This is a genomic window from Pseudomonas sp. FW305-E2 (genome assembly GCF_058782925.1).
Map to the genome: position 1 here is coordinate 7,842 of NZ_JBYSYE010000014.1, position 12,080 is coordinate 19,921.

Here is a 12,080-nt window from a genome sequence, read left to right on the forward strand (position 1 = left end):
CCCCGACGATTAGTGCCGTGACACCAATATCTGGGGCTGCTGCGCAGCCCATCGCGACACAAGGCCCCACAACATAGGGCTGCGCAGGCCTGGGAATTCGCAATCAGGTAACAGTCTTTTACCGATTACCCAGGTTTTCCGTCCCCTGCGTTTGCCTATCCTATGCCCGGTCATCCTGCCTGCGATGGACCCATGAAACACTCTCTTCCCAGCCGCTACGCCTGCCTCGTACTCTGCCTTGTCTTCACTTTCGCCAGCCTGCCCCTGCTGGCCCAACATGCCTGGCTGTGGCCGGTAACGCTGATCACCGCGCTGCTCAGCCTGGTCGGCCTGAATGACCTGCGCCAAAGCCACCATGCGGTGCGACGCAACTACCCGATCCTGGGCAATATCCGTTACCTGATCGAAACCATCCGCCCGGAAATCCGCCAGTACCTGATCGAAGGTGACGACGACAAGCTGCCGTTCTCCCGCTCGCAACGCTCGCTGGTCTACGCCCGTGCCAAGAACGAAAGCGCCGAGAAAGCGTTCGGCACGCTCAACGACGCCTACAAACCTGGTTTCGAATTCATCAGCCATTCCATGCTACCGGTGGCCACGCCAGACCCTGCGTCGTTCCGCATTGCCATCGGCGGGCCGCAATGCCGAGTGCCCTACTCGGCCTCGATCTTCAACATCTCGGCGATGAGTTTCGGCGCCCTCAGCGCCAACGCCATCGCTGCGCTCAACCGCGGCGCGCGCATGGGCCGGTTTGCCCATGACACCGGCGAAGGCAGTATCAGCCCGTACCACCGTGAACACGGCGGCGACCTGATCTGGGAAATTGGCAGCGGCTACTTCGGCTGCCGCACCGAGGACGGTCGTTTCGACCCACAGCGCTTCGCCGAACAGGCCCGCTCGGCACAGGTGAAGATGATCGAGATCAAGCTCAGCCAGGGCGCCAAGCCTGGCCACGGCGGCATTTTACCGGGGCACAAGGTCAGCCCCGAAATTGCCGAGACCCGTGGCGTACGTGTAGGCGAGGACTGCATCTCGCCGGCGGCGCACAGCGCCTTCCGCACACCGGTCGAACTGCTGCAGTTCGTAGCCGGCCTGCGCGAGCTTTCGGGCGGCAAGCCCGTTGGCTTCAAGTTCTGCCTGGGCCACCCTTGGGAATTCATGGGCATTGCCAAGGCCATGCTCGCCACCGGCATCACCCCTGACTTCATCGTTGTCGATGGCAAGGAAGGCGGCACCGGCGCGGCACCTCGCGAGTTCAGCGACAACATGGGCGTGCCAATGCGCGAAGGCCTGATGTTCGTGCACAACACGTTGGTCGGCCTGAACCTGCGCTCCAGCATCCGCATTGGTGCGGCGGGCAAGATCGTCAGCGCCTTCGACATTGCCAGCGTATTGGCCATCGGCGCTGACTGGGTCAACTCGGCACGCGGCTTCATGTTTGCCATTGGCTGTATTCAGTCGCAGAGCTGCCACACCAACAAGTGCCCGACCGGTGTGGCGACCCAAGACCCTCTGCGCCAGCGCGCCCTGGTGGTGCCAGACAAGGCCGAGCGGGTGGCCAGCTTCCACCGCAACACACTGCACGCGCTGGCCGAGATGTTGGCTGCCGCAGGCCTGGAGCACCCTTCGGAGCTCAAGCCCAAGCACCTGGCACGGCGCATCAGCCCCAGTGAAATCGGGTTGTTTTCGGACTTGCACACATTCCTCAAGCCGGGCGAATTACTCAGTGGCTCGATCGAAAGCGAGTTTTATGCGCGGATGTGGCGGATGGCGCGTAGCGACAGTTTTGCGCCGGAGACGGGGGACACTGCAACACGAACTGTGGCATCAAGACTACGCCACGAAGAGACTGAACCTGCATGACAAACATGACTGGGGCTGCACTGCAGCCCTTCGCGGGCGTGCCCGCTCCCACAATTGCAGCGCCAGCGAAGGCAACGCTGTACCTGTGGGAGCGGGCAAGCCCGCGAAGGGCCGCAGCGCGGCCCCAGCACTCATGCAAGCAACTGCAGATCAGAAGATGCTGATCGGGTACTCGACGAATACGCGGACTTCGTTGCCGTCGTCGTTGTAACCGTTCTGCTGCACGGCGTTGTTGGTACGCAAGAACGAGCTACGCAGCTTGATCGACAGGTCCTTGGCCGGGCCGTCCTGCACCACGTAACGGATCTGGTTGAAGATCTCGCGCTCTTTACCTTCGCCGAAGCCTTGCGGGTTGGCGACGTTACGGGTATTGATGTTGTCACCCACCACGTAGGCCAGCTTGTAGGTCAGGCCCGGAATGCCATAGGCACCGAAGTCCAGGCCGTAGCCAAGCTGCCAGGAGCGCTCGTCTTCGGCGTTGAAGTCGGACCAGTACGAGTTGGCCAGGTAGATGGTGGAACCACCGTCACCCACGCCGCCGGCGTTCTGGTAGAAGCCGTAGTTGTAGCCAGTGCTGCCGGTGCTGCGCTGGTGAGCGAGGGTGAACGAGTGCGCACCGTACGCGTAGGTGGCTGCAAGGCTCCAGATGGTGTTGGAGTCGCCGTTCAGGCCTGCGGCTTTTACGTACTTGTTGTTGATGTCCGACTTGTAGCCGTTGAAGTCCAGGGTCAGGGACTGGTCGCTGGCGATCGGGAAGACGTAGTTCAAGCCCAGGTAGTGCTTCTTCATCACATCTTCGTTGTCGGCGGTGTACAGCGAAGCGGTGAAGTTGTCGGTGAACTTGTAGCTGCCACCTAAGACGTTGATCGACTTCAGGCCACCACCATCACGGCGCTCGGCGCTCTTGCGCGCTTCCTGGGTGAAGCGGCCGGCGTTCAGTTCCAGGCCCTGGATCTCTTTGGAGGTGATCAGGGTGCCGGTGAAGCTTTCTGGCAGCAGACGTGCATCGTCGTACTGCAGCACTGGCAGTGCTGGCATCTGGTCACCGTACTTCAGCACGGTGTTGGAAATGCGGAATTTCACAGCAGCACCACCACGCGCCAGGTTGTGCGGCGAGCTGGCGTTGCCTTCGGCATTGGTGGTTTCGTGCGGTTTGAAGAAGTCGACGCCACCACCACCGTTGTGGCCTTTGCCGCCATCCAGGCGCACGGCGTACAGGCCGAATGCGTCAACACCGACGCCAACGGTGCCTTGGGTGAAACCGGAGGAGAAGTTGGCGATGAACGCCTGGCCCCATTCGATCTGGTCGTCGGTGCCATGCTTCTTGTCACGGTTGATGTAGGCGTTGCGCAGAAGGACGTTGGCGTGACTGTCTTCGATGAAGCCCTTGCTGTCAGCCTGGTCATTGGCCTGAGCCTGGGTCGCGGCGATCATCGCCAGGGCGACCAGGCTGATCCTGGTTTTCAACATGTTGTTTTCCTTATTTCTTAATCAAAAACGCTCTGCAATATGACGCCAGGAACCAACGCCCCTTCGTAGGTTCGACGCTATGCGGATCCAGCCGGGCGGGCCGACCGGTAAGTTCACGGCGGCCCTTGGCAGCAGCTTGGCCAATACCATGGCCAGCTGGCGTTGGCCGAATCCTAGCCGTGTGCGATTACAAATGTCAAAAAGTCGTGAAATGCAGGTTGATATAACCAAAATTACCGGCCTGTCTGGTGCATTTCCATGCAGGTTTGCGCTATCAGCGGGCAATTTATCTTGTGTAGGAAATTGCCTTTTGATCGAGCGGACAATTTCCTGAAAGCAGGCAAAGCGTGGCCGTAGAGGTAGTTACAAACTGACACATATGTAAAGACAACCCTTTACAAATAGCCGAGCAAGAGCAAATAACAAGCATTACCATCCGCACTTTATTTTCAACTGCCCGTTCCGGATGTGCCCATGCTTGTACCCTGCCGTCTTTCACCCCTGACGCTTGGCCTGTCGCTGCTGTTCAGCGCCAGCCTGGCCAGCGCCGCCACCACCACACTGCCGGAGTCGTCGGTTACCGCCGACAGCGAGCGCGAGAAGGACAACCCGCGGGTCAAGGAGGTGAGCACCGCAACCCGCACCTCGACGCCCGTGCGTTATGTGCCGCAGGCCATCGATACGGTGAAAACCGCCAATGTGCTGGATTACGGCAGCAACACGCTGGGCAAGGCGCTGGAGGGTATCCCCAACGTCAGCAGCGGCGCCGACACCCGTTTTGACAGCGTACGCATCCGCGGCTTCGAGGCCAGCAACGACTTTTATCTGGACGGTATCCGCGACGACAGCCAGTACATCCGCGACCTGCACAACATCGAGCGGGTCGAAGTGCTGAAGGGGCCTGCAGCGGTACTGTATGGCCGTGGCAGCCAGGGCGGCATCGTCAACAGGGTCAGCAAGGCACCAGAGCCGGGTCGCCGCTCGACCATCGAAGCGCAGGCCGGCAGCGAAGACCTGCGCAGCCTGTATGCCGACCTCAGCGCCGACCCCAGCGACACGGTCAGCCTGCGCCTGAACATGGGCAACCAGGACAACAACAGCTTTCGCGAGGGTATCGACGGCAGCCGCCAACTGTTCGCCCCGTCGATCAGCTGGCAGATCACCCCCGACCTGAACTGGCTGGTGCAGTATGAATACAGCCGCTACAACCGCACACCAGACCGCGGCATCCCGAGTGTCAACGGCCGCCCGGCAGACGTCAGCCGCAGCGCCACCTACGGCGACCATCGCGACTACATTGACGACCGCGCCCAATCGCTGCGCTCGCGCCTGAACTACCAGTTGAACGAAACCTGGCAGCTGCGCCACACCCTGGGCCTGTTCAAACTCGACAGCGAGTTCGACAACACCTATGTCACGGGCTACAACGCCGGCACCAATACCTTGACTCGCCAACGCTGGCAGCAGGACCTGAACACCCGCAACCTGTTCAACAACCTGGAGGCCGAGAGCGACTTCGACACTTTGGGCCTTGAACACAAGCTGCTGCTAGGCCTGGAGTTCGGCAACCAGCGGCGCGATCCGCTGCTATACAGCGCCGGCAGCCAGAACCTGCCAGGCCTGGGCAAACCCAGCCAGCCGCACAATGGTACGTTGGCGGTATCGAGCAACAACCACACCGTGGTCGACAGCCGCGGGGTTTATCTGCAAGACCAGATTCGCCTGAACGATCAGTGGCAGGTTCTCGCCGGCGTGCGCTTTGACCAGTTCGAAGTGGAAACCACCAACAAGGATGGCTTGCGCGAACCGCAGGACAGCAACAGCACCAGCCCACGCCTGGGCATGGTCTACACGCCATGGCGCGACCATTCGTTCTACGCCTCGTGGAGCAAGACTTTCTCGCCGGTGGGCGGAGGCTTGATCGGCATCACCCCGGGGGCGCCGGGCAATACCAACGACACCCGTCCGGAGCAGACCCGGCAGAAGGAAATCGGGGTGAAAAGTGACTGGCTCGACCAGCGCCTGACCACCACCCTGGCCATCTACGAGCTGGAACTTTACAACCGCCGCACCCGCGACCCGAACGACCCGAACATCATCTTGCTCAGCGGCATGCAGCGTTCGCGCGGCATCGAACTGACAGCCACCGGCAACATCGTCGGCAACTGGTATGTACGCGGCGGCATTGGCCTGCAGGATGCGACCATCGTCAAGGACAATAACGGCCAGGAAGGCAACCGCATCAATGACGTGGCCAAGCGCAATGGCAGCCTGTTCGTGACCTGGAAACCTGAGCTGGGCTGGTACGCCGAAACCGGGCTCACACTGGTGGGCGAGCGTTATGCGGACAACCAGAACACCACGGTATTACCGGGGTATGGCCGTTGGGATGCACTGGCGGGGTATCGGACCCATGACTGGGATGTGCGGGCGGCATTGAGCAACATTGCTGACAAGACCTACTACAGCTCGGCAACCAGTGCGGCGCAGATCCAGGTGGGCGATCCGCGTAGCCTTGTGGTGACGGGTAGCTACAGTTTCTGATCTTAGTTGCCTGTACCTGCCTCTTCGCGAGCATGCCCGCGAAGGGGCAGGTACAGGTGCAATCAATCAGTGCCACACTGCCATCAGCGCCTGCATCTCTGCTTCGCTGATCAACCCTTGGGGGTATCGCCCGGCAAGCAGACGTCGTGGGTCGGTCGTCCTGACCCTGATGCTTCCATGGTGTTTCAACCGCTTCGCCAAAAGCCTGAGCGATTGGCGATCAACTGCCGATGGGCGCAAAGCCGACTCACTTGCTGCGTTCATGTCCACACGTACTCCCTGGCCCGTGAGCGGCTAATTTACGTAGGTATTGTTACAGATCAGAGGCGCGGCCTGGCCGTGCCATCTCGCTATCTGCTTGAAAAACAATACAAAACGTATGCCAGCTCGGGCCTCCGGGCGTCGCCCGCGCAAAAAAGAGGCCCGTCACATGACGGGCTTCTTTATTCATCACGCGCTCAGCGCTTGACCGGCGCCGGCTGCTGTTGGGTCAGGCAGTGGATGTTGCCGCCCCCCAAGAGCAGTTCGCGGCCCGGGATCATCACCACCTCATGGTCGGGGAAGATCCTTGCCAGGATCGCTCTGGCTTCGGCATCTGCCGGGTCGTCGAAGCTTGGGGCAATGATGCCACCGTTAACAATCAGGAAGTTCACGTACGAACCCGCCAGGCGCACCGACGGGTCACGCTCCTGGCTGCCGGCGACCTGGTCGACACCGGCGCACTCTTCGGCGGTGGCGTACAGCGGGCCCGGGATCGGCATCTTGTGCACGATGAACTCGCGGCCCTTGGCGTCGCGGGTGTTCTTCAGCACATCCATGGCCGCGTGGCAGCGCGCATAGTTGGGGTCGTTGGAATCATCGGTCCAGGCCAGTAACACTTCGCCCGGGCGCACGTAACAGCAGAAGTTGTCGACGTGGCCGTCGGTTTCGTCGTTGTACAAGCCATCAGGCAGCCATACCACGGTGTCGACCGCCAAGTGATCGCGCAGCACCGCTTCGATCTGCTCGCGGCTCAGGTGCGGGTTGCGGTTGCGGTTGAGCAGGCATTCCTCAGTGGTGATCACGGTGCCTTCACCGTCTACGTGGATCGAACCACCTTCAAGCACAAAACCTTCGGTCTGGTAGCGCTGGCAGCGCTCCATTTCCAGCACCTTGGCGGCCAGTTCCTCGTCGCGGTTCCAGGGTGCGTACAGGCCGCCGTCGAAGCCGCCCCAGGCATTGAAGCCCCAATCGACACCGCGCACTTCGCCATGGCCGTTGATGACAAAGGTCGGGCCGGTATCACGCACCCAGGCATCGTCGTTGCTGATTTCAACCACACGAATGTTCGGCTGGTCGAGTTGGCGCCGGGCGTTTTCGTACTGGCCGGCGGAGGCCGCGACGGTCACAGGTTCGAAACGGGCAATGGCTTTGGCCAGGGTTACGTGGGCAGCCTGCGCCGGCTTGCCGCCCAGGCGCCAGTTGTCCGGGCGCTCCGGCCAGACCATCCACACCTGAGTCTGCGGGGCCCACTCGGCGGGCATGTGGAAACCATCGGCACGGGGCGTGGAGTTGAGGGTTTTCATGGGTGACCTCTGTGATGGCCCTGAGCCGGGTGTGCCTGGGGCGTTTGTCAATTTATAACCGATATATATCGATAATTGAAGCCTGAAAATCGAAGAATGTCGCGCCACTCGGCGAATTTAAATCGATAACAATCGACACATATCAGAGCTGGTCTGTTGAAAGGAACGGCCTGCCGTCCACCATAGCCCCACCTTATGCATCCTGTTACAGCTACGCGCGGAAATTTTCGGCAAGGCCGACTAGTGTCAATACTTGAACGAAGGACCAGCGAGCCGCTATGAACATCATCCCTACAGCAATCCCTGAAGTACTGATCATCGAGCCAAAGGTGTTCGCTGACAGCCGTGGTTTTTTCTTCGAGGCATTCAACGCCCGTGAGTTCTCACAGCAAACCGGCGTGAACATGGAGTTCGTCCAGGACAACCACTCGCGCTCCATCAAGGGCGTGCTCCGTGGGCTGCACTACCAGGTGGCAAACACCCAGGGCAAGCTGGTGCGCGTGGTGCACGGGGAGATCCGCGATATCGCCGTGGACGTGCGCAAAAGCTCGCCAACATTCGGCAAATGGGTCGCGGTGCACCTGTCGGCCGACAACCATCGCCAGCTGTGGGTTCCGCCTGGCTTCGCCCACGGGTTTGCGGTGATGAGTGAATCGGCCGAGTTCCTCTACAAGACCACCGACTACTACAACCCGGGCGCCGACCGCTGCATCCGCTGGGACGACCCGCAACTGGCCATCGACTGGGGGCTGCAGCAGCCTCCGCTGTTGTCGGACAAGGACAAGGTGGGCCTGCCATTGGCAGAGGCGGAACTGCTGCCTTAACTAGCGCATAATTGCGTCAGACTTTTCTGGCGCATTTACCTGATGATTGCAAAGCCCACGCCCCCACGCCGTCCCCGCTGGCGCAGCCTGGCCCTGCTGGCGCTGATCTTGGCCCCATTACTGTGGCCCCTGCATCACTTGGCCGAACGCTATTACCAGGAGGAACTGGCCTCGCAGAACCGCCAGACCCTCGACCTGTATGTGGCCAACCTGCTCGGCACCCTGCACCGCTACGAGACCTTGCCGCAAATTCTCGGCGACTTGCCGGCGCTGCGTGGCGTGCTGGCCGACCCTTTCCGCCTGGAAGCGGTGACCAACGCCAACCGCCTGCTCAAGGACATCGTGCAGCAGACCGGTGCCGAGGTGATGTACCTGATGGATGTCAGCGGCAACACCTTGGCCGCCTCGAACTGGGACAAGCACGACAGCTTCGTCGGCCGAAACTTCGCCTTCCGCCCCTACTTCAACGAAGCCATGGCTGGCCACCTGGGCCGCTTCTTCGGCCAGGGCACCACCTCGGCCAAGCGCGGCTACTTCTTTGCCGCGGCCGTGCGGGACCGCGAGCGGATCGTCGGCGTGCTGGTGGTCAAAGTCGATCTCGACCACACCGAAACCCTGTGGGGCCGTACGCCCGAGCAGCTGTTGCTGACCGATCACAATGGCGTGGTCATCCTGACGTCGCGGCCCGACTGGCGCTTTCGTGCTACCCGCACGCTAACCGACGCCGAGCGCCAGGCCATCATCGCCATCCAGCCCTATCCGACCCAGGCCCCACAGCCGCTGGTTCTCAACCCGCAGGCCTGGATCACCCAGACCCGCGACATCAAGGAAACTGGCTGGCAAGTCAGCATCCTTGCCCCGCGCACGCTGGTTGATCGCTCGGTGCAGACGGTAATGGCCATCGGTGCCGGTACGCTGCTGGTACTGATGTTGCTGGCAGGCTTGGTGATGCAACGGCGGCGCCATTACATCGACCGCATCGACTTCGAAGCACGGGGCCGCCAGGAACTGGAAAAGCGCGTGGCCGAACGCACCGCCGACCTTGAAGGCCTGAATACCCGCCTGAAAAATGCCGTGCTGGAGCGCGAAAACGCTCAGCAGGAGGCAGTGCGCGCACAGGACGAACTGGTGCAGGCCGGCAAGCTGTCGGTGCTCGGCACCATGTCGGCCAGTATCAGCCATGAGTTGAACCAGCCCCTGGCCGCCATCCGCAGCTACGCAGAAAACGCCGAGATCCTGCTCGACCACCAACGTACCGAAGACGCCCGCGGCAACCTCAAGCTGATCGGCGAGCTGACCGGGCGCATGGCCTCGATCATTGCCCACCTGCGTGCCTTCGCCCGTCGTGACCGCCATGCCCCGGAGAGCGTTGCCCTGCAGCCGGCCCTGGACGATGCCCTGGCGCTGCTTGCCAAGCGCCGCCGGGCGATGGCCGTAGAGCTGATCCGCGACCTGCCGGAAGCCACCTTGTGGGTACAGGCAGGCGAAACCCGCCTGCGCCAGGTGCTAGGCAACCTGCTGGCCAATGCCCTCGACGCCCTGACCGAAAAAGCCAACCCGCGCCGCCTGTGGCTAAGTGCCGAGCAGCGTGATGACTGCGTCTACCTGTACATCCGTGACAACGGCCCCGGCTTCAGCCGCCAGGCCCTGGAGCACGCCAAGGAGCCGTTCTTCACCACCAAGACCCGTACCCAGGGCTTGGGCCTGGGGCTGGCCATCTGTGAAAGCCTGATGCGCGCCCTGGGCGGTGAACTGCTGCTGGCCAACCACCCGGAAGGTGGTGCAATGCTGACCCTCCAGCTGCGTGTGGCCGCATCTGGCGCTACTTTGCCCAATTCGGAGGACCCCTCGGCATGACCACCGAGACACTGATCGACAGCCGAGCCCAGGTCATCCTGGTCGACGATGACCCCCACCTGCGCCAAGCCTTGAGCCAGACCCTGGACCTGGCCGGGCTCAAGGTAGTCGCCCTGCCCGAAGCCCAAGGCCTGGCCGACCGTATCGAGGCCGACTGGCCAGGCGTGGTGGTCAGCGACATCCGCATGCCGGGCATCGATGGCCTGCAGTTGCTGGAACAACTGCACGGCCGCGACAGCGAACTGCCGGTGCTGCTGATAACCGGCCATGGCGATGTGCCGCTGGCGGTGCAGGCGATGCGTGCCGGGGCTTATGACTTCCTGGAAAAACCCTTTGCCACAGACGCCCTGCTCGACAGCGTACGCCGCGCCCTGGCCTTGCGCCGACTGGTGCTGGACAACCGTAGCCTGCGCCTGGCACTAAGCGACCGCCAGCAACTGGCAACCCGCCTGGTCGGCCATTCACCGGCCATGCTGCGCCTGCGCGAGCAGATCGGCGCCTTGGCCGGCACCCGCGCCGACGTGTTGATTCTAGGCGAAACCGGCGCCGGCAAAGAGGTGGTGGCTCGCGCATTACATGACCTTTCCAGCCGCAGCGAAGGGCCGTTCGTGGCGATCAACGCCGGCGCGCTGGCCGAGTCGGTGGTCGAAAGCGAACTGTTCGGCCACGAGCCCGGTGCGTTCACCGGCGCGCAGAAGCGCCGTATTGGCAAGTTCGAGTTTGCCAACGGCGGCACACTGTTCCTCGACGAAATCGAGAGCATGAGCCTGGATGTACAGGTGAAGTTGCTGCGCATGCTGCAGGAGCGGGTGGTCGAACGCCTGGGCGGCAACCAGTTGATCCCGCTGGACATCCGCATCATAGCCGCCACCAAGGAAGACCTGCGTCAGGCTGCCGACCAAGGGCGTTTCCGCGCGGACTTGTATTACCGCCTGAACGTGGCGCCGCTGCGTATTCCGCCACTGCGTGAACGCGGCGACGATATATTGGTGTTGTTCCAGCATTTCGCCGATGCTGCCAGCCAACGTCATGGCCTGTCGCCGCATGCGCTGCAACCCGCGCAACGCGCCCTGCTGCTGCGTCATGACTGGCCAGGTAACGTCCGCGAGCTACAGAACGCCGCCGAGCGTTTCGCCCTTGGCCTGGAACTGGCACTGGATGGCCAGGCGCCCTCGGCAGCAGCACCGGCAGCGCCCACGCTCAGCGGCAACCTCAGCGAGCAGGTCGAGCAATTCGAACGTTCGCTGATCGCCGCCGAACTGGCCCAGCCACACGGCTCCATGCGAAGCCTGGCCGAAGCACTGGGTATCCCCCGCAAAACCTTGCACGACAAGCTGCGCAAGCATGGCTTGAACTTCGACGGCGGCAGCGGCGGGCATGACGATCAAGAGGACAACCGTTAATGAGCACCAATAGCCAGTACCTGCAGTCCGTACTGCACAGCGACATCCCCCTGACCCGCGAGATGGGCCTGGAAGTGATCGATTGGCAGCAGCACACCCTGCGCCTGCAGCTGCCGCTGGCGGCCAACGTCAATCACAAAAGCACCATGTTCGGCGGCAGCCTGTACTGCGCAGCAGTGCTGGTGGGTTGGGGCTGGCTGCACCTGCGCCTGCGTGAACTGGGGATCGATGACGGGCATATCGTCATCCAGGAAGGGCAGATCAGCTACCCGTTGCCAGTGACCGGCACGGCAGTGGCGCGTTGTGCGGCGCCGGACGATAAAACCTGGGAGCGGTTCCTGACCCTGTACCAGCGCCGTGGGCGGGCACGGTTGACGTTGGAGACCACGGTGAGCAATGACGGCAGTGACGAGCCGGCGGTGAGGTTCAGCGGCCAATACGTTCTGCACCGCTAGTACGACTAACGCGGCCTTTGTGGGAGCGGCCTTGCGTCGCGATGAGGCCGCAAAGCGGCCCCAGGATTTCAGCTTCGCCGCCAGAATTGCCGGGGCCCC

The 12,080-nt window shown here is 62.2% G+C and carries 8 protein-coding genes; 6 read left to right on the forward strand and 2 right to left on the reverse strand.

The window, feature by feature from the left end; translation table 11 throughout:
- Positions 1–192 precede the first annotated feature (192 nt).
- Positions 193–1,863, forward strand: a complete 1,671-nt coding sequence (locus AC3WLP_RS13130) for an FMN-binding glutamate synthase family protein (protein ID WP_014755044.1) — start codon at positions 193–195, stop codon at positions 1,861–1,863.
- A gap of 150 nt (positions 1,864–2,013) precedes the next feature.
- Here the strand turns inward: AC3WLP_RS13130 and AC3WLP_RS13135 are convergent, their stop codons facing one another.
- Positions 2,014–3,333, reverse strand: a complete 1,320-nt coding sequence (locus AC3WLP_RS13135) for an OprD family porin (RefSeq protein ID WP_003255784.1) — start codon at positions 3,331–3,333, stop codon at positions 2,014–2,016.
- Between the two features lie 474 nt (positions 3,334–3,807).
- Between AC3WLP_RS13135 and AC3WLP_RS13140 the strand changes: the two genes are divergently transcribed.
- On the forward strand, positions 3,808–5,877 hold the full coding sequence (locus AC3WLP_RS13140; RefSeq protein ID WP_014755042.1) for a TonB-dependent receptor: 2,070 nt from the start codon (positions 3,808–3,810) through the stop codon (positions 5,875–5,877).
- 458 nt (positions 5,878–6,335) lie between these two features.
- Here the strand turns inward: AC3WLP_RS13140 and aguA are convergent, their stop codons facing one another.
- Positions 6,336–7,442 carry an agmatine deiminase gene (gene aguA / locus AC3WLP_RS13145; RefSeq protein WP_011953220.1) on the reverse strand — a complete coding sequence of 369 codons (1,107 nt, stop codon included), beginning with the start codon at positions 7,440–7,442 and terminating at the stop codon, positions 6,336–6,338.
- A 278-nt stretch (positions 7,443–7,720) separates the two neighbouring features.
- Here aguA and rfbC point away from each other — a divergent pair, with 278 nt between their 5' ends.
- From rfbC to AC3WLP_RS13165, 4 genes are read left to right on the forward strand one after another with little or no spacing between them, the layout of a single operon-like run.
- A complete protein-coding gene (gene rfbC / locus AC3WLP_RS13150; protein WP_011953219.1) occupies positions 7,721–8,266 on the forward strand; it encodes a dTDP-4-dehydrorhamnose 3,5-epimerase in 546 nt (181 codons plus the stop codon).
- 42 nt (positions 8,267–8,308) lie between these two features.
- Entirely contained in the window at positions 8,309–10,123 is a 1,815-nt protein-coding gene (locus AC3WLP_RS13155) for a sensor histidine kinase (RefSeq protein WP_004575931.1), read from the forward strand.
- Positions 10,120–11,526 carry a sigma-54-dependent transcriptional regulator gene (locus AC3WLP_RS13160; RefSeq protein WP_088513477.1) on the forward strand — a complete coding sequence of 469 codons (1,407 nt, stop codon included), beginning with the start codon at positions 10,120–10,122 and terminating at the stop codon, positions 11,524–11,526. The genes AC3WLP_RS13155 and AC3WLP_RS13160 overlap by 4 nt, the downstream gene beginning before the upstream one ends.
- Positions 11,526–11,981 (forward strand): thioesterase domain-containing protein, encoded by a 456-nt coding sequence (locus AC3WLP_RS13165; RefSeq protein WP_003255791.1) that lies wholly within the window; start codon positions 11,526–11,528, stop codon positions 11,979–11,981. The genes AC3WLP_RS13160 and AC3WLP_RS13165 overlap by 1 nt, the downstream gene beginning before the upstream one ends.
- Positions 11,982–12,080 lie beyond the last annotated feature (99 nt).